The 19,002-nt window shown below is 72.0% G+C and carries 14 protein-coding genes; 7 read left to right on the top strand and 7 right to left on the bottom strand.

The annotated features are described in order from the left end of the window. Positions 1–156 precede the first annotated feature (156 nt). Complete coding sequence (locus tag EAD98_RS01965) at positions 157–993, bottom strand: glycosyltransferase (RefSeq protein WP_158609758.1); 837 nt, start codon at positions 991–993, stop codon at positions 157–159. 222 nt (positions 994–1,215) lie between these two features. On the opposite strand from EAD98_RS01965, the gene EAD98_RS30640 reads away from it, so the two are divergent. Then, complete coding sequence (locus EAD98_RS30640) at positions 1,216–1,536, top strand: hypothetical protein (RefSeq protein ID WP_147457315.1); 321 nt, start codon at positions 1,216–1,218, stop codon at positions 1,534–1,536. A 78-nt stretch (positions 1,537–1,614) separates the two neighbouring features. On the opposite strand, the gene EAD98_RS01960 is transcribed toward EAD98_RS30640, so the two are convergent. Beyond that, positions 1,615–3,567 carry a trypsin-like peptidase domain-containing protein gene (locus tag EAD98_RS01960; RefSeq protein ID WP_121652364.1) on the bottom strand — a complete coding sequence of 651 codons (1,953 nt, stop codon included), beginning with the start codon at positions 3,565–3,567 and terminating at the stop codon, positions 1,615–1,617. A gap of 145 nt (positions 3,568–3,712) precedes the next feature. Between EAD98_RS01960 and EAD98_RS01955 the strand changes: the two genes are divergently transcribed. Genes EAD98_RS01955 through hutH form a run of 6 tightly spaced genes read left to right on the top strand, consistent with a single transcriptional unit; the run spans position 3,713 to position 11,504 of the window. Next, complete coding sequence (locus tag EAD98_RS01955; protein ID WP_121652363.1) at positions 3,713–4,564, top strand: MurR/RpiR family transcriptional regulator; 852 nt, start codon at positions 3,713–3,715, stop codon at positions 4,562–4,564. Positions 4,565–4,581: 17 nt separating this feature from the next. Beyond that, positions 4,582–6,237: a urocanate hydratase gene (hutU, locus tag EAD98_RS01950; protein WP_121652362.1), complete on the top strand. Its 1,656-nt coding sequence runs from the start codon at positions 4,582–4,584 to the stop codon at positions 6,235–6,237. Then, positions 6,234–7,436: an allantoate amidohydrolase gene (locus EAD98_RS01945; protein ID WP_121652361.1), complete on the top strand. Its 1,203-nt coding sequence runs from the start codon at positions 6,234–6,236 to the stop codon at positions 7,434–7,436. The genes hutU and EAD98_RS01945 overlap by 4 nt, the downstream gene beginning before the upstream one ends. After that, the gene (locus EAD98_RS01940) at positions 7,433–8,788 is read left to right on the top strand and encodes a formimidoylglutamate deiminase (protein WP_199723252.1); all 1,356 of its coding nucleotides are present in this window, start codon (positions 7,433–7,435) and stop codon (positions 8,786–8,788) included. The genes EAD98_RS01945 and EAD98_RS01940 overlap by 4 nt, the downstream gene beginning before the upstream one ends. Further along, complete coding sequence (gene hutI, locus EAD98_RS01935; protein ID WP_121652359.1) at positions 8,785–9,969, top strand: imidazolonepropionase; 1,185 nt, start codon at positions 8,785–8,787, stop codon at positions 9,967–9,969. The genes EAD98_RS01940 and hutI overlap by 4 nt, the downstream gene beginning before the upstream one ends. Then, positions 9,966–11,504 carry a histidine ammonia-lyase gene (hutH, locus tag EAD98_RS01930; protein ID WP_121652358.1) on the top strand — a complete coding sequence of 513 codons (1,539 nt, stop codon included), beginning with the start codon at positions 9,966–9,968 and terminating at the stop codon, positions 11,502–11,504. Before hutI ends, hutH begins: the two co-directional genes overlap by 4 nt. Before the next feature lie 49 nt (positions 11,505–11,553). Here the strand turns inward: hutH and EAD98_RS01925 are convergent, their stop codons facing one another. The 5 genes from EAD98_RS01925 to EAD98_RS01905 all read right to left on the bottom strand — a co-directional run bounded on the left by EAD98_RS01925 (position 11,554) and on the right by EAD98_RS01905 (position 18,952). Then, positions 11,554–12,918, bottom strand: coding sequence for a lipopolysaccharide biosynthesis protein (locus tag EAD98_RS01925; RefSeq protein WP_121652357.1), 1,365 nt, complete (start codon positions 12,916–12,918; stop codon positions 11,554–11,556). Positions 12,919–12,928: 10 nt separating this feature from the next. Continuing rightward, complete coding sequence (locus tag EAD98_RS01920) at positions 12,929–13,885, bottom strand: glycosyltransferase (protein ID WP_121652356.1); 957 nt, start codon at positions 13,883–13,885, stop codon at positions 12,929–12,931. Continuing rightward, complete coding sequence (locus EAD98_RS01915) at positions 13,882–15,291, bottom strand: hypothetical protein (protein ID WP_158609757.1); 1,410 nt, start codon at positions 15,289–15,291, stop codon at positions 13,882–13,884. The genes EAD98_RS01920 and EAD98_RS01915 overlap by 4 nt, the downstream gene beginning before the upstream one ends. 128 nt (positions 15,292–15,419) lie before the next feature. Next, positions 15,420–17,480 carry an acyltransferase family protein gene (locus tag EAD98_RS01910; RefSeq protein WP_121652354.1) on the bottom strand — a complete coding sequence of 687 codons (2,061 nt, stop codon included), beginning with the start codon at positions 17,478–17,480 and terminating at the stop codon, positions 15,420–15,422. A gap of 203 nt (positions 17,481–17,683) precedes the next feature. Then, the gene (locus EAD98_RS01905) at positions 17,684–18,952 is read right to left on the bottom strand and encodes an alginate lyase family protein (protein WP_121652353.1); all 1,269 of its coding nucleotides are present in this window, start codon (positions 18,950–18,952) and stop codon (positions 17,684–17,686) included. Positions 18,953–19,002: the final 50 nt, after the last annotated feature.

The following is a 19,002-nucleotide window of genomic DNA, read 5'->3' as shown; positions in this document are numbered from 1 at the left end:
ATCCGATCAGTCCTTCGAGGTATCGCGCCACGCCGACAGCTCCGGGATGTCAGAGCGTCATGAGTCGGCTTCTCGCGGTGCCGCTCGACCGGCGTGGAGCCATCGACGGCGGAGCCGATCCATGCGGTCGACGACGCCGTCCCGTGCAGGGGCGGATCACCGCCCGAGGGCCGTGACCAACCATTTGCCGATCTCACTCACCGCGCGCACCGTCACGACGGCCAGGGCGAGCCCCGGAACACGCGGACGGCTGTACATCTTGATCATCTTGCGCCAGGCGACGAGGCCGGCGATGCGCCGCCGGCTGATGCTGCCGCTGTGCCGATGGAATCGAACGATCGGCTCGTCGAGTCGCCGCAGGTGGACCCCGTTGCTGAGGGCGCGCAGGACCAGTTCGACATCCACCTTGATGGACATCTGCTCGTCGTACCCGCCGAGCTGTAGCAGCAGCTCACGGTCGATCGTCATGCCGGAGTGCTTGAAGGGCAGCCGGGGCCGGGTCAGCACGGACCGGAGCATGCGACGGGCATCCGGATAGGAGGGGAGCCTGATCACCTTCGCCGAACCGCCAACGATCTCCTCGTAGTCCGTGTAGACCCAGCGCGCACCCGTCCGTGCGATGAATTCCTGCATCCGGGCCAGACCGTCGGGGGCCAACTCGTCGTCCGAGTCGAGCACGGTGATGAACCTGCCGCGCGCGACGCGCAGGGCAGCGTTGCGCGCGGCGCTGATCCCCGTGGGCTGCTGCCGGATGAGGCGGATCCGCGGGTCGGCGAGCAGGCCCGCCTCGGCCAACCCGTCCTGAGCGGGTACGGCCGAACCGTCGTCGACCACGATGAGCTCGAAATCGTCGAAACTGCCGGCGAGCACGCTCTGGATGGACTTCACCAGGAGCTCGGGCCGGTCCCGGACGGCGATGCAGACCGAGATCGCCGGGGTCACCTGGTCCGCCACACGGGTGAGCGGGAGGGTCGAGGCGCCGACGGCCGGCATCGACGGCACCGTGGGCCCATCGATCATCGGCAGCGGAGGCCGGTCACCGGAGGGGAGTGTGCTGCCAGCGGCGTCACGCAAGGAGGGGGGCGAGTATGCGGGGTGGTTCGTCACGGACGGACGCCGTTTCGCAGCCCGCCCGGACTGCCTTGACCGCTCAGCCGGCCAGCCCCGCCAGTCCACAAGACACGACGATCCGACACGCTCACCTTCGCCACCCCCATGAAAGCCACCATTCGCAGCGATTTTCAGCGACGCGTTCGCAGGACCGTTCCCTCGATCGACGACAATGAAGATCCATCGCGCAACAAGACGGAGTATAGCGATCGCCGCATCGGCACACCATCACCTGCCGGGCGTCGTGAAGTCGAGCGGAAATCGCTTGCCCACCAAGGGATTTCGCTGGTCACCGCTCGGATCAGCCCACGTGCAGACCCTGGCAAGGGCCGGCCGGCCACGGCACGCCGTCCGGTGGATTCGAACTCACCCGAACATCTGACTTTTTGGGCGGCACGGTTTTTTCACTGCGGGAATGACCAATGAGAGTGATCGCCGAGACGGACCATCAACGCTTATATTCCGATGTGTCCGATCCGGCGAAATTGTCCGGTCGTCGGTCGCTCAGTGGTGGCGGCGACGGACGAGCATCACGACCAGGACGACAAGGGCGATGAGCAGCACGGCCGCGGAGCCGACCAGCACGAGGACGAGGGTGTCCGACTGCGCCCGCGACGCGCTCTCCAACCGCTGACGCTCGGCGGCGTTCTGCCGGTAGGCCTGCGCGAGCAGGTTGGCGGGCGACGCGGCGGCAGCGCCCTCAAGCTGGGTGATGGCGCTCGACGAGTCGCCGCCGAAGTACGCGTCCAGCCCGCCGCGGTAGAGCTTGTCGGAGTCGCCGAGCGCGTTTCCGACCCCGGCCTCGGCCAGCAGCGCGGCGATCGTCGACGCCGGCAGCACCGCTCGGTTCGCGCGGTCCGGACTCGCCTGATCCTGGTAGATCAGGCCGGCCACCCGACCGGCGGGATCGAGGGCGATGCCCCCGTGTGACACCGTGCCGAGATCCTCGTTGATGAGGTAGAACGAGACAGGTCCGCGCTCGCTCGTACCGGTGATCGTCACCAGCTTGGACTGGGGACGGTAGGTGGCGTTGCGGAAGACGACGTCGGTGGTCGTGAAGGCGAGGATGCGCACCGAGGCGTCCGCCGCCAGGCTGGCGGACGGGTTGAGTTCCACCGCGGGCAGACCGCCCTGGGCGAGCTTGATCAGTGCGGTGTTGCCGCTGTCCTCGGGCAGGCTCCGGACGATCTCGGCCGGGATGGCCGGCGCCTCCGTCACGTTGCCCTTCGCGGTGTTGAGCTGGCCGTACACCGCGCTGGTCGGCTCGGTGGTCGGCTCCACGCCGGTGAACCGCACCTTGGCGAGGTTGGTGGCGATGTAGGTGGAGATCTGCGCGGCGGAAAGCTTCTTCTCCTGCACGAGCACCCTGGCCAGCGCGTCGACGGCGAGCCAGCGGGCGTGCCCCTCCGTCGGCTTGACGCAGGACCCGTTGGTGACGGCGTGGCCGTCCGGACTCACCACGAAGCCACTGCACCGACGGATGAAGGAGACGGGCCGCGGGTACACCAGGGCGTTCGTCCTGGTGTCGCGGACGTATCCGGTGAAGACCGCCTCGATGAAGACCAGCGACGGCGCGGCGACCGCGAGGGCGTGCTCCTCCGGGCTGTACAGGGTGGCCTGCGCCCACGGCTTCAGGGCCGGCTCGGCCGCGGCGTCACCGGAGGACGCCGTGGCGATCGCGGTCGGCGGAGTGTACGGATCGGGCTGGTCCTTGCCGGCGATCGACCAGATGGCCACTCCACTGCCCACGGCCGCCACCAGCACCAGCGCGGCCAGCCCCGCCCAGAGCCCGGTACGGCGCGGCGGCGGCTCCGACGGCTTGATGCGCCGGGCCGAGGCGTTGAACGGGTCGTAGGGAGGCGGATCCGCCGGAGCGGCGGACACCGGCGCGGGTGACTGGGGCGCGTCGGTGGCGGGCGACGGGGTCGGTGCGGGCGGCACGGTCGGCAGCCCGCCGGCGTGCAGCGCCCACGGCGCGAACGGTGCTCCGGACGTCGGCAGCGGGGCGCCGGACACCGGCTGCGGTGGCGCGGAGACCTGCTGCGGAGGGCCGGACACCGACTGCGGCGGTCCGGAGACCTGCCGCGGCACCCCGGTGACCGGCTCCGTCGAGCCGCCGTCCTCGGGCGAGCCGCTGTTCTCCGTCGGCGCCGGGTGGTATTCCTGCCCCAGCGCGCGGAACAACTTCTCGGCGCCCTGGCCGGCCTCCGCGGGATAGGCCGCCCACGGCTCGGCGGCGAAGAAGTCGGCGTACGCGAAAGCCTGGCCGCCCGGCCTCTGCGACATGGCGTTGGCTGTCCCGGCGAACGCTTCACGCCACCCCGGCGTGCTCGCGGCCACGGCGTCCAGCACCGCCACGGTCACGAAACGGCCCTGCTCGTCGATGGCAGCCCAGGCCTTGCCCACAGGGCAGGTGCCCAACATGTGGGTGAACCGGTACGGGCCAACCGACTGCATGCGCACTCCTCTGCTCGACCGCCGTGCGGATCCTACAGAGGGGACGCTCGCCCGGTCGCCCACCGGTCGGCCCACCGACCGGTCAGTGGAACGTGTGGCGAAGGAACGGTTGCCCTCTGAAAGTTTTCATGCATAGAGTCATGCCGTGAATGAAGGAGCTGTCGCCGCGCCCACCGAGCGGGTGCTCGGCCTGTTCCACGGCGTGCGGCTCACCCCGACCCAGCGTCGGATCGCCCACTGCCTGGTGCAGCACGCCTCCGCCGTGGCGTACCTGTCCGCGGCCGAGGTGGCCGAGCTGGCCGGGGTCAGCCAGCCGTCGGTCACCCGGTTCGCCGTCGCGCTCGGCCACGACGGTTACCCGGCGCTGCGCCGCCGGCTGCGCGACCTCACCACCGCCACCCCCGGCGGCCCGGCGGACGCCGGCAACGAACTCCAGCAGGCGGTCCGCGCCGAGATGGGCAACCTGGACCGACTCGCCGGTCAGCTCGCCGACCGGGACCGGATCGCCGAAACCGGCCGGCTGCTCGCCGCCAGCCGCCCGCTACCGGTGCTCGGCCTGCGCGCCGCCGCGCCGCTGGCCGCGTACTTCGCCTACTTCGCCGCCAAGGTGCACCCGGACGTCCGGGTGCTCGACGACGGTGGCAGCCTGCTCGCCGACCGCCTGGAGCAGGCCGCCGAGGCCGGTGCCTCGGCGGTCCTGGCCTTCGTGCTGCCCCGCTATCCCCGGGAGACCCTGGACGCGCTGCGCGACGCGCGGGCCGCCGGGCTGACCGTGGTGGCGATCACCGACTCGCCGGTCAGCCCGGCCACCGAACACTCCGACGTGGTGCTCCCCGCAGCCGTCGGCGCCCAGCTCGTCTTCGACCTGCACACCGCCCCGATGACCCTGGCCATGGTGCTGTTGCAGGCGATCTGCGACGCCGCGCCGGCCGACACCCAGCGCCGCCTGGAGGCGTTCGAAGCCTCCGCGGCCCGCCGTCAGTTGTTCCTCGGTTGACCCGAAGGAGATCAGAGATGACCCAGCACGTCCGTGCCGCACGGGGCAGCCAGCTCACCGCCCGCGGGTGGCAGCAGGAGGCCGCCCTGCGGATGTTGATGAACAACCTCGACCCCGAGGTGGCCGAACGCCCCAAGGACCTGGTGGTCTACGGCGGCACCGGCAAGGCCGCGCGGGACTGGCCGTCGTACCACGCGCTGGTCCGCACGCTGACCGACCTGCGCGAGGACGAGACGATGCTGGTGCAGTCCGGCCGCCCGGTCGGTGTGCTGCGCACCCACGAGTGGGCGCCCCGGGTGCTCCTGGCCAACTCCAACCTGGTGGGCGACTGGGCGACCTGGCCGGAGTTCCGCCGCCTCGAACAGCTCGGCCTGACGATGTACGGGCAGATGACCGCCGGCTCGTGGATCTACATCGGCACCCAGGGCATCCTCCAGGGCACCTACGAGACGTTCGCGGCCGTCGCCACCAAGCGGTTCCAGAGCACCCTCGCCGGCACGTTGACGCTGACCGCCGGCTGCGGCGGGATGGGCGGCGCGCAGCCGCTCGCCGTCACCATGAACGGCGGCGCCTGCCTGATCGTGGATGTCGACCGGACCCGCCTCGACCGCCGGGTGCACGACCGCTACCTGGACGAGGTGGCGGACTCGCTGGACGACGCGGTGCGGCGGGTGCTGGCCGCGAAGCGGGACCGGCGGGCGCTCTCCGTCGGCGTGGTCGGCAACGCCGCCGAGGTGTTCCCCGAGCTGCTCAGCCGGGGCGTCGCGATCGACATCGTGACCGACCAGACCAGCGCGCACGACCCGCTGTCGTACCTGCCGGTTGGGGTGGACCTGGCCGACGCCCGGGAGTACGCGGCGGCGAAGCCGGCCGAGTTCACCGACCGGGCCCGGGCGTCCATGGCCCGGCACGTCGAGGCGATGGTCGGCTTCCTCGACGCCGGCGCGGAGGTCTTCGACTACGGCAACTCGATCCGGGGCGAGGCGCAGCTCGCCGGCTACCAGCGGGCCTTCGACTTCCCCGGCTTCGTGCCGGCGTACATCCGGCCGCTGTTCTCCGAGGGCAAGGGCCCGTTCCGGTGGGCGGCGCTCTCCGGTGACCCGGCCGACATCGCCGCCACCGACCGGGCCATCCTGGAGTTGTTCCCCGAGAACGAGTCGCTGGCCCGGTGGATCCGGCTGGCCGGCGAGCGGGTCGCCTTCCAGGGCCTGCCGGCCCGGATCTGCTGGCTCGGTTACGGCGAACGGGACAGGGCGGGCGTGCGGTTCAACGAGATGGTCGCCTCCGGAGAACTCTCCGCGCCGGTCGTCATCGGCCGGGACCACCTGGACGCGGGCAGCGTGGCCAGCCCGTACCGGGAGACCGAGGCGATGGCCGACGGCTCCGACGCGATCGCGGACTGGCCGCTGCTCAACGCGCTGGTCAACACGGCCAGCGGCGCCTCCTGGGTGTCCATCCACCATGGCGGCGGGGTGGGCATCGGCCGGTCCATCCACGCCGGGCAGGTCTGCGTGGCCGACGGCACCGCCCTCGCCGGGCAGAAGATCGAGCGGGTACTCACCAACGACCCGGCGATGGGCGTCATCCGGCACGTCGACGCCGGCTACGACATCGCCCGCGAGGTCGCGACCCGCACCGGCGTCCGTACCCCGATGGCAGAGGGCCCGGCGTGACCGACGACCTTGCCGTTCGATTCCGGAAGCTGTGGGACGAGATCGCGCCGGTCGGGCGGGACGCCGGCAGCGGTGGCTACCTGCGCTACGCGTTGACCGCGCCCGAGTTCGAGCTGCGGACCTGGTTCCGTTCCCAGGCTGACCAGCGCGGCCTGCCGGTCACCGAGGACGGCAACGGCAACCTGTTCGCGCACTGGGGCGACCCGGAGGCCGGGGACGCGGTGCTGACCGGCAGCCACTTCGACTCGGTGCCGCACGGCGGGGCGTACGACGGGCCGCTCGGCATCGTCAGCGCGTTTCTCGCCGTGGACGAGCTGCGGGCCGCCGGCGTCACGCCGGGCCGACCACTGGTGCTGGCCGCGTTCGTCGAGGAGGAGGGCGCGCGCTTCGGCGTACCGTGCCTGGGGTCGCGGCTGCTCACCGGGGCGCTGCCGGCCGACCGCGCGGCCGGGCTGCGCGACGCGGCCGGGGTGAGTTTCGCCGAGGCGCTCGGCGACCAGCCCGCGGGCGCCCGCCCGGACCTGCTGGGCCGGTTCGGCGCCTTCGTGGAGCTGCACGTCGAGCAGGGCCGCGCGCTGGTCGAGACCGACGTGCCGGTCGGGGTGGCCAGCGCGATCTGGCCGCACGGGCGGTGGCGCTTCGACGTCGTCGGCGAGGGCAACCACGCGGGTACGACCCGGATGGCCGACCGCCGCGACCCGATGCTCACCTACGCGTTCACGGTGCTGGCGGCCAACAAGGAGGCCCGGCTGCGCGGCGCGCACGCCACGGTGGGTCGGGTCGCCGTCGAGCCGAACGCCACCAACGCCATCCCGTCGAGGGTGACCGGCTGGCTGGACGCCCGCGCCGCCGACCCGGAGACGCTGACCGGGCTGGTCGACGCGGTGCGGGGCAAGCTCGCCGAGCGGGCGCGCCGCGACGGTACGGCGGTGACGGTGACCGAGGAGTCGGTGACCCCGCTGGTCGCCTTCGACGGCGGGCTGGCCGGCCGGCTGGCCACGCTGCTCGGGGCGCCGGTGCTGCCGACGGGCGCGGGGCACGACGCCGGGGTGCTGGCCGCGCACCTGCCCACCGCGATGCTCTTCGTGCGCAACCCGACCGGGGTGTCGCACTCCCCCGCCGAGGCGGCCACCGACGCGGACTGCGCCGCCGGCGTGGTGGCGCTGGCCCGGGTCCTTGAGGAGCTGACATGCCGGTGACCCGCTGGCTGGCCGAGTACGCCTGGCTGCCCGAGTACGCCGAGCCCACGCCGGACGTGCTGATCGAGGTCGAGGACGGCCGGATCACGGCGCGCACGCCACTCGTCGGGGCCGGAAGCCCGGCCGCCGGCGTCGAGGTGCTGCGGGACGCGACCCGACTGCCAGGCCTGACGCTGCCCGGCCTGGCCAATGTGCACTCGCACGCGTTCCACCGGGCGCTGCGCGGGCGTACCCACGGCGGCCGGGGCGACTTCTGGAGCTGGCGGGACCGGATGTACGCCGTCGCGGACCGCCTGGACCCGGACACCTACCTCGCCCTGGCCCGGGCGGTCTACGCCGAGATGGCGTTGGCCGGGATCACCTGCGTCGGGGAGTTCCACTACCTGCACCACCGGCCCGACGGCGGCGCCTACGACGACCCGAACGCGATGGGCGAGGCGCTGGTCGAGGCCGCCGCGCACGCCGGAATCCGGCTCACCCTGCTGGACACCTGCTACCTGACCGCCGGCGTGGACGGCCGGGACCTGGCCGGGCCGCAGCGACGCTTCGGCGACGGCGACGCGGCCCGCTGGGCCGAACGGGCGACGGCGTTCCAGCCGACGGACGGGCACGCGCGGGTCGGCGCGGCCGTGCACTCGGTGCGGGCGGTCCCCGCCGACCAGCTCGGCACGGTGGCCGACTGGGCGCGGGACCGGCGCGCGCCGCTGCACGTGCACCTCTCCGAGCAGCCCGCCGAGAACGACGAGTGCCGGGCCGTGCACGGGCGTACGCCCACCGCGCTGCTCGCCGAGCACGGCGTGCTCGGGCCGGACACCACGGCCGTGCACGCCACCCACCCGACCAGCGGTGATCTGGCGCTGCTCGGGGAGAGCCGGACCGGGGTGTGCCTCTGCCCGACCACCGAACGGGACCTCGCGGACGGCATCGGCCCGGCCCGGCTGATGGCCGACGCGGGGATCCGGTTGAGCCTGGGCAGCGACAGCCACGCCGTGATCGACCTCTTCGAGGAGGCCCGCGCGGTGGAGCTGGACGAGCGGCTGCGCACCCGGCGCCGCGGCCACTTCAGCCCGGCCGAGCTGCTGATCGCCGCCACCTCCGCCGGGCACGCCGCGCTGGGCTGGGCCGACGCCGGGCGGATCGCCGTCGGCGCCCGCGCCGACCTGGTCACGGTACGGCTGGACAGCGCCCGCACCGCCGGGGTGCCGCCGGTGGGCGCGTTCTTCGCGGCCGGGGCGGCGGACGTCGTACAGGTCGTGGTGGACGGCCGGGTGGTGGTGGCCGAGGGCCGGCACCTGACCGTGGACGTGCCGGCCGAACTGTCGGCCTCGATCGAGGCGGTGACTCCCTCATGAGCAGCCTGCTGGTGGACAACATCGGGGAGCTGGTCACCAACGGCGCCGGCGAGGGCCCGCTGGGCATCCGCCGGAACGCGGCCGTCCTCATCGAGGAGGGCCGGGTCGCCTGGGTCGGGCCCGCGGCGTACGCGCCCGCCGCCGACCGGCGGGTCGACGCCGGTGGGGCCGCCGTGCTGCCCGGCTTCGTGGACAGCCACGCGCACCTGGTCTTCGCCGGCGACCGGGCCGCCGAGTTCGCCGCCCGGATGGCCGGCGAGCCGTACACCGGGGGCGGCATCCGCACCACGGTCGGCGCGACCAGGGCCGCCTCCGACGACGAGCTGCGCGCCACCGTGCGCCGGTTGCGCGGGGAGGCGCTGCGGCAGGGCACCACCACCATGGAGATCAAGAGCGGGTACGGGCTGACCGTCGCCGACGAGGCCCGCTCGCTGCGGATCGCCGCCGAGACCAGCGCCGAGACCACCTTCCTCGGCGCGCACGTGGTGCCCGCCGAGTACGCCGACCGTCCCGACGACTACGTGGGGCTGGTGTGCGGGCCGATGCTGGCCGCCGCCGCACCGCACGCGAAGTGGATCGACGTGTTCTGCGAGCGGGGCGCGTTCGACGTCGACCACGCCCGGGCCATCCTGGCCTGCGGGCAGGCCGCCGGGCTGGGCGTGCGGGTGCACGCCAACCAGCTCGGCCCCGGCCCCGGCGTGCGGCTCGGCGTGGAGCTGGACGCGGCCAGCGTCGACCACTGCACCCACCTCAGCGACGCCGACGTGGCCGCGCTGGCCGGTACCGCCCACCCCGACGGGTCGGGGACCCGCACGGTGGCGACCCTGCTGCCCGGCGCCGAGTTCTCCACCCGCTCGCCGTACCCGGACGCCCGCCGCCTGCTCGACGCGGGTGTCACCGTCGCGCTCGCCACCGACTGCAATCCCGGCTCGTCGTACACCTCGTCGATGCCGTTCTGCGTGGCCCTCGCGGTCCGCGAGATGCGGATGACCCCGGCCGAGGCGGTCCGGGCCGCGACGCTGGGCGGCGCGCGGGCGCTGCGCCGCGACGACATCGGTGTGCTCACCCCCGGCGCCCGGGCCGACCTGGTCGTCCTGGAAGCGCCGTCGTACCTGCACCTGGCCTACCGGCCCGGTGTTCCACTGATCCGCCAGGTCCTGCTCAACGGAGTTCCGCAATGACGACCGTGACCATTCTGCCCACCGGGGTCTCCCCCGCCGACGTGCTCGCGGTGGCCCGCGGCACCGCCAAGGTCGTCCTCGACCCGGCCACCATCGACGCGATGGCGACCAGCCGGGCCATCGTGGACGGCATCGAGTCGTCCGGCCGCCCCGTCTACGGGGTGTCGACCGGGTTCGGGGCGCTCGCCAACACGTTCGTCGCCCCGGAGCGCCGGGCCGAGCTCCAGCATGCGCTGATCCGCTCGCACGCCGCCGGGGTGGGCGCGCCGATGCCGCGCGAGGTGGTCCGCGCGATGATGCTGCTACGGGTCCGCTCGCTCGCGCTCGGCCACTCCGGCGTCCGCCCGCTGGTCGCCGAGGCACTGCTCGACCTGCTCAACCACGACATCACGCCCTGGGTGCCGGAGCACGGTTCGCTGGGTGCCTCCGGCGACCTGGCGCCGCTGGCGCACTGCGCGCTGGTGCTGCTCGGCGAGGGCTGGGTGCTCGGCCCGACCGGCGAGCGCCAGGACGCGGCGGACGTGCTGACCGCCGCCGGGCTCAAGCCGATCGAGCTGGCCGCCAAGGAGGGGCTGGCGCTGATCAACGGCACCGACGGCATGCTCGGCATGCTGCTGATGGCCATCGACGACGCCGCGCACCTGTTCACCATGGCCGACGTCACCGCCGCGCTGGGCATCGAGGCGATGCTCGGCTCCGAGCGGCCCTTCCTGCCCGAGCTGCACGCCATCCGTCCGCACCCCGGGCAGGCGGCCTCGGCGGCGAACATCCACCGGCTGCTCCAGGACTCCCGGGTGATGGACTCGCACCGGGACGACCTGGCGCACGCCGTGCAGGACGCGTACTCGATGCGCTGCGCGCCGCAGGTGGCCGGGGCCGCCCGGGACACGCTGGAGTTCGCGCGGACGGTGGCGGACCGGGAGCTGGTCTCGGTGGTGGACAACCCGGTGGTGCTGCCGGACGGCCGGGTCGAGTCGACCGGAAACTTCCACGGTGCTCCGCTCGGTTTCGCCGCCGACTTCCTGGCCATCGCCGCCGCGGAGGTGGGGGCGATCGCCGAGCGGCGGGTCGACCGGCTGCTGGACGTGGCCCGCAACCGGGAGCTGCCGGCGTTTCTCTCCCCCGACGCCGGGGTCAACTCCGGGCTGATGATCGCCCAGTACACGGCGGCCGGGATCGTCGCGGAGAACCGCCGGCTGGCCGCGCCCGCCTCGGTGGATTCCCTGCCCACCAGCGGGATGCAGGAGGACCACGTCTCGATGGGCTGGGCGGCGGCCAAGAAGCTGCGCACCGTGCTGGACAACCTGTCCAGCGTGCTCGCGGTCGAGCTGCTGGCCGCGGTGCGCGGCCTTCAGCTGCGCGCGCCGCTGGTGCCGTCGCCGGCCGGCCGGGCCGCGGTCGGGGCGGTACGGGCGTTCGCCGGCGAGCCGGGCCCGGACATCTTCCTCGCCCCGGCCATGGAGGCGGCCCGCCGTACGGTGTCCGACCGCGACCTGCGTACCGCCATCGAACGCGAGGTCGGTCCGCTGGCCTGACCCTTCGCGGCCCCGACGACCGACGTCGGGGCCGCTGGGTCACCCCGGCTCAGCTCCTCAGGACCGTCCGCCGGATCTCCGCCCAGGGGGGAAGTTCGGCGCCCGCCACGACGTCGCGCTTCGCTCGGGACCAGAACAGCACGAGAACGATCGCCTCGGACAGCACCGTCGCCCAGGCGGCGCCAGCCACCCCGAACAGCGGGATCGCGGTGGCCAGCGCGGCCAGGTAGGCGAGCGAGCCCAGCCCCTGATACAGCACCTTCTGCCGCACCAGGCCGCCGCTCATCAACAGCGACTCGACGCTCGCCGCACCGAAGCGCAGTGGGATCGCCAGCGCGAGGATGGCCATCACCGGTACGGAGGTCCGGTACTCCGCGCCGAAGATCAGCGGAATGGCGTAACGCCCGACCAGCGCGACGACGGCGCCGAGGAGCAACCCGAGACCGATCATCCCGACCGTGCCGGCGCGGTACGCGATGAGGACCGCGTTGCGGTTGGAGCGGGACCACCGGTGCAGCTTCGCCAGGAAGTACTGCTGGTAGACGATGCGCGGCAGCAGGTAGATCGCGGTCAACAGCGTCATGGGCACGGCGAGCACCGCGGCGGACTCCGAGCTCAGAAACTCCGCGGAGACGACGATGCCCAGTTGCATGCCGAGCTGGTAGAAGAGGCTGCCCAGCAGGAACAGCCACGTGGCGGCGACGAGGTGGCGGGCCCGGGGTGGCCGCGTCGGGCGACGGAGCGCCGGCGGGTGGCCCTCCAGCGTCGCCCGCCCGTACCAGAACGGCGCGATCATCAGGACACTCATGGCCACCGTGACGGCGGCCACGAGTGCGTAGCCCAGCGCCACCATGAGTGCCGACAGCCCGAAGGACAGGGTCAGAACGGCCACGACAAGTCGACCGACCTGCGGCGCCAGTTGCAGAGCCGCGAGCCGCCCGTAGGCGCCCTGCAGCTGGAGCGCCGACCCGGACAGCGCCATGGCGACGAGCGACAGGATGATCGGGGCGAGCCCGATCCGCAGGTCGCCGGTGCCGGGATCATGCCGGTCGAGCAGTCCCCAGCCGACGAGCGCGACGACCAGCAGCCCGGACGTGACCGTGACCAGCGCGATGGACGGGCGTACCCAACGGAACGCCCGCGACCCCTCGCGTCCGAACCGTTGCAGCCAGAACTCGGCGACCCCGAAGATGGCCAGTGGCCCGGCCAACGTGACCAGGGACATGACCGACATGAAGGCACCGAAGTCCGCCTTGGGCAGGCTACGGGCGAGCAGCACCTGGGTGAGGAACGCGAGCACGGTGACGCCGGCCTGGCTGATCCCGAGCAGGCCCAGCTGGCGGAGGCGGCGCGCCATGCCGCTGCCGGAGCGGCCGCCTGCCGCCGTGCCGGTCCGCACCTCGACTCCGGTCATCGTCCGACCGTCATGCGGTCACTCTGGCCGGCACGTGCGATCGCAACATCTCCAGCTCCGCCTCCGTGCGACTCATCCACGCCTCGCGGGCCGCCGCGATCCGCCCGGCCGCGACCGGGTCCTCGGCGATGGCCTCCCGGACACCGGCGACCAGGGCGTCGCTCTGGTTGGCGACGAGCGTGGCGAAGCTCCCGAACAGAGCCTCGGTGGTCCGGGTGCGGGACAGGACCAACGGCCGACCCGCGCTGAGCGCCTCGCACGCGCCGCTGGGCTGCGTGGCGTCCCGGTCGGTCAGCACGACAACCGCGCGCGAGGCGGCGACGGCCGCCTCGTAGTCGGGGAGGTCGAGGAAGCCCAGGGTGGTGAAGTTGGGCAGGCGCTCCGCGCGCTCGCGAAGCGGCGGCGGCAGCCGGTGCAGTGGCGCGGTCGTCGCGAAGGTGACGTCCGGCATCGCCTCGATGGCGTCGATGAGGACGTCCATCGGCTCGTCCGGGGCGACGGTGGCCACGACGAACACCCAGCCCCGTGGTGCGGCCGGCAGGATCTCCCGAAGTGGGTCGTGCACGACGAGCGTGCGCAGGCCCGGGAACTCCGCACGGGCGATGGCGTCGGCCTCTTCGGTGTGGGTCAGGACCAGTTGCGCCCCACGCAGGATCGACGCGGTGCTGGGAACCCGGCGCCACCACGACTGGAACTGCCCGTTGTGGGCGTCGACGATGTACGGAACCCGGCCGAGATAGGGCGCCAGCGCGGACAGGTGGGGCTGCGCCTGCGCGACCACGAACGATGGCCGACGCGTACGGAGCAGTTTGAGATCGTTCCACGTGTGGGCGACGTAGTCGAAGGGGCGCAGGATCTTCGGCGTCGCCTTGGACGGACGCCACGCCACCTCGGCGCCCAACGCCTCCGCGAGCACATCGGACCGACGCTGATAACGCTTCCACGAAATGAACAGCGGGGAGCTCATCTGTGATCACCACCAGCATCGGTCGGCGCGCCGACCGGCGTGCTCGAAAGAGGGAAGAACCGGACGAGAAGAATGAGGGAGAGGAAGAACAACCACATGAAGTACGAGTACGAGGTCGGCTTCTGCGTGAGAGCGGAGATGACGGTCAGGACGTAGAGGATGGTCAGCATCCACCTCGCCTCGACTGCGATGGCCCGCTTCGTCACCCGCCACAGGTTGACGAAGATAATCGTCATGAGAATGAGCCCGAGCAATCCCCACACCACGAAGACGCGCAACGGATCGGCGTGGGTGTTCCAGGGTTCGTAGCCCAGCCCGATGAGCCAGACGTCCCACGGCGCGTCCTGCCACACTTCCGCTACGCGGAACCAGATCTGCCCTCGACCGTGCAGGAACTCGTCGTTGGTCGGATTGAGTGAGCCGATCTGCGTGACGAGAAAGAGCGCACGATCCAACAGATGGGCGCCCCAACGGATCGCCGCCAGGACCACGAGGACGAGGAGGACGACCGCTCCCCAGACGGCGGTGCGGAACGGCAGGTCGGAGATCTGCCGGAGGAGCTCGGGGAGCCGGCGCAGCTCGAACGCGACGATCACCAACGCCACACAGAGGATGGTGATCCGGTGTGTGCTGACGACCGCGGTGGCGGCCAGGAGCGCGACGGCGGCGTAGCGGGCCACCGGACTGAGCCGTAGCCGGTTACCGGCGGCGTAGAGGATGAACACCGCGAAAATCAGGAGTCGCCCGAGGGATGCCGGGTGGAAGTAACCGCCCGACGCGCGTCCGACCTTGCCGCTCATGAGGTTGAAGAAGTAGGTGTACGGGACGACTCCGGCGACCTGCAGCCAGGCGATCACGGAATGCGCGACGGCGCCGAGGACCACGAGCAGCAGCACCCACCGCAGCCGTTCGGCGGAGAACCAGTCCGGCTTGAGGAACACGACCGCCAACAGCACGATCGGCGCGAACCCGACCGCGAGCTGGGCGCCCTGCGTGATGACCCCGCTCTTCGGCGCGACGTCCGGACCGAAGAGCGCGACCACGTCGGCCGTGGTGAAGATCTGGAGGAAGTCCTCCCGCGCGGATATCGCCAGCAGGCCGATGATGGAGAACAGGCCGAGAACCAGCAGCGCGACCATGGAGGGCGCCAGATCCGTCGGGAAACGCTTCATCGCCACGACGAGGGCGACAAAGGACCCCACCATGAAAACGGCGCCAATCACCGTCGCCACCATGCCGGCGTCCACGGTGTCCGCCGCTACCTTTTCGCCGAAAATGTCGAAGAACGATTTCACGCCGATCATTACCATGGCGAGTACGGCCATGATCTGGGCGGCGGCCCACGGATAACGCCCGAGTCGCCGGCCACTGCCCACGGTCGGGGCAGTCGCCGCCTTTCGAGGCATTATGTCCATTTCATGATCCTCTCAGCGCTATCCCTCGGGGCACTATACGCGAGCGTCATATCTGTTTGAGGTGACCGCGGTCGCCGGTGCATTCCACGTGAACCGCCCCTACCGGTCGCGGTTCGCCCCTACAGCGCGAGGCGTGCCGCGACGCGCTCGACGAGGTGGGACCCCAGGGTGCGCGCGTAGGTCGCCGTTATGTGGTGCGCGTCGCGGTAGACGATGACGTTGCCGATCACCAGCGGACACCGGGTCGCGGTGCAGAACAGGTCGGTGAGATCAACCATCCGCACCTTGCCGTCGGTCCGCTTCGCGGCCTCCTCCAGGGCGTCCCGGGTGCCGAGCGCGGCCCGCCGGTCGACGGCGCACCCCGTCGGGTCCCCGCCGTTCGCCGCGTCGTCGACCAGGCAGCCGAGGTCGGCCGCGCCGAGCCCCGGATTGTCCACCACCACGACGATCCTGGTTCCCCGCTCCAACACCGGACGCCACGCCTCGACGTACTTGCGGATCTGGCCGCCCGCCGCCCGGGGGTCGGCGCTCGCGTTCCGCCTCCCGCTGACGATGACGAGGTCGTACTTCGGGCCCTCACCAAGTCGCTGGGCCATCGCCTGCCGTCGCGCGTAGCACGCGTCGGACTGGTCTGCGGCCTCCACCTTCGCCCAGATGCACCCACGGGCGACGTAGGTGTCGACCGCCCAGTTCCGGGCGTCGAGCTGACCCTCGATCGCCGGAATGAGCATCGCCGCGTGCGAGTCTCCGACGAGTGCGACCCGGGTCGCGTCGGGCCGCTGCGATCCGATTCGACACGACGTGAGCGTGGAGCCCGGCTCCTGGTCGTAACACCGGTACGCGGAGCCGGTGTCCTTGGTGAGCATCGACATCTCCGGGAACAGCTCCCGGCCGAGAACGCCGTCCGCGCAGCGCTGCGGCTCGACCCTGGCACCCGCCCCGAGGCACGGCGTGCCCGCCGCCAACAACTGATCGAGACGCGAGGTGTTCGCCTGGCTGCTCTGTTCGAGCAGCCGGTTTCCGGCGACGACGACGGACAGGACCAGTGCCATCGACATCGCCGCGGCCGCGTACTGCGGCCACAGCCGGCGCCCGCGGGTGAACAGACCGAACCGTACCGGGTCCTCGACGAGGCGCTTGGTCAGCGCGGCCAACACCACCACACCGGCGATGACGACGAGCTTCACCGGCCAGGTCATCCGGTCGCCGGTGGTCAGCTCGAAGATCACGATGGGCGGCCAGTGCCAGAGGTAGACGGAGTACGACCAGTCGCCGAGCCTCTGCACCGGCGCCCAGGCCATCGGCCCGGAAGGAGACCAGCGCGGGCCGGGAGCGCCCGCCCAGATGGCGGCGAGCGTGCCGACCACCGGCAGCGCCGCGGCGTAGCCCGGGAAGGGTGTCCCGGAATGGAGCACGAAGGCGGCCACACCGATCAGGAGCAGACCCAGCCAGGAGACCGCCGCCCGGGTACGCTCCCCGGCCGACCGACCGAGTCCCGGCAGGGTCGCGAGCATCGCGCCGGCCCCGAACTCCCACGCCCGGGTGGGCGTGACGAAGTAGGCGGCGGCGCTGTTCGCGGACGTCTCGTAGACGGAGTAGGCGAAGGAGGCCGCGACGATAAGGGCGAGCGTGACCCGGATCGCGCGCATCGGGTCCGTCCGCCGGAGCCGGCCGGCGATCACCACCGCGAGCACGATCAACAGAGGCCAGACCAGGTAGAACTGCTCCTCCACCGAGAGCGACCAGTAGTGCTGCACCGGCGACCGGACGTTCTCCGCGGCGAGATAGTCCACGGCGTCGTGCGCCAGTTGCCAGTTCTCGACGTAGATGGTCGCCGCCGCGATCTCACGGAGGATCTGCGGCCAGTAGAGCTGCGGCACCCAGATGAAGACGCCCACCGCCGTCGCGACGAGGACGAGCAGAGAGGCCGGCAGCAGACGCCGGATCCGGCGGGCCCAGAAGGCCCGGAGGCGGACCGAGCCGGACTGCTCCACCTCCCGCACCAGGTGCGCGGTGATGAGGAAGCCGCTGATCACGAAGAAGGCGTCGACACCGACGTATCCGCCGGGGATCCGGTGCGGCCAGAAATGGAACAGCAGCACCAGGAGGACCGCGAGCGCCCGCAGTGCTTGGATCTCCGGCCGTAGCAGCCCACGAGTCGTCGGCTTCGAGTCGCTCACTGTGCCTCACCACGGCGGTAGGGGTAAGGGTGGCGCGTACCGGCCACACCGCCATGCACTGGCGGCGACGGCGAGGGTATACGGCCGTGACGCCCTTACTCCATCCGGGGACGGTCAACGGACCGCGCAGTGCGGGTCAGCCCGGAGGAAGTTACGACACAGTGGACAGAGCCGGGCGCGGGGACGGGAGAGCCGCCGCGGGCTCAGTTCGGGTTACCGGCGTGGGTCAGCGTCTCCCAGGCGAAGAAGTAGGCCGGAGGCCCGGCCGGCCGGTCGGCCTCCACCACGCGCCGGGTGTTCGGCAGGTCGATCTTCATCCGGGTGACGTAGTGGTTGAGGGCGATCTCGGGTGGGGGCGCCAGCCCGGTGACGAGTTTGCCGCCGCACAGCCACGGCGGCACCGGCTTGCCCAGCTCGAAGCCGGTGTGGAACTCCAGCGCACGGGTGAGCCGCTCCCGTGCCTCGGCGTACAGGTCCCGCCCCTGGATCCACGCCGTCTCGGCGACATGCGCCGCCGCCGCGAGACCCCACCCGGTGTGCAGGAAGTCCCGGCAGGTCTCCTGGGCGAACCCGTCGACGAGCAAGGTCTGCCCGCCCCAGTACTGGACCAGCTGTGGCGTCGTGAGGGCATCACCGGGCGGCGCGTACGGCAGGGGTCCGTCGCCACTCAGATAGACGTACGCCCGCAGCCGCAGCCGCCACCTCTCGACGGCCTTCAGGAACGACGGGCGATCGTCGAGGAAGACCGAGATGCCGACCGCCGCGTCGAGCATGATCAGCTCCCAGTTGCCCGCCCTGGAGGCGTTCGTGCCGGCGAGCACCGTCGGTAGGTAGACGGTGCGGAGCATCCGCTCCGTACGCGCCAACCAGTCCGGATGCCAGCCGGTGTAGGTGTGCTTGATCAGCTCCGCGGCTCGCGCGAACGTCGCCCCGCCCCACCCCGCCTGCAGCGGCGCATTGGAGTTGGTGTGCTTCTTGAGCACGCCGGACCACGCGTCCAGGATGTCGATGGCCTTCTCCGCGTACCTGCGGTCACGCGTGAAACACCACATCAACGCCTGGGTGTACGCGGCCACCGCGTCCTCGGCCTCGGCGGTGCATCCGCTGTCCGGCTGGGAGTAGAACCCGCAGTCCACAACGGGCACCGGCCGGGGGCGCCAGGACAGCTCGGCGTACTGGCTGCGCTGCATGGCGAGCCACGCCGAGCGCCAGGGCTCCTCACCAGCCCTGACCTTCCGGCTCACGAAGTTCAACTGCTCGCTGCGCACCAGCACGCCAGGGTGGACGAAACCACTGCGGGCGTCGCGCGACTCGATCAGCGGTGGCGCCGGCGGGATGGGCTCCACGACCCACGCGCCGGCCGCCTCGCCCTCCGGCGTCTTGGTCGAGAAGGCCAGGACACCACCGCTGGCGGCCAGCAGGGCAAGACCCATCAGTGCCGCCAGCACACCGCGCCTACCGGCCCACGCCATCCCGTCTCCTCGCCCGCCTGCCGACCCGGATGCCCGGGCTCCCGGACTCA

This window comes from Micromonospora sp. CV4, from assembly GCF_003667455.1.
Lineage (GTDB): Bacteria > Actinomycetota > Actinomycetes > Mycobacteriales > Micromonosporaceae > Micromonospora.
Note: the sequence above shows the minus strand (reverse complement) of the source record. Positions and strands in the feature narration are given on the sequence as shown.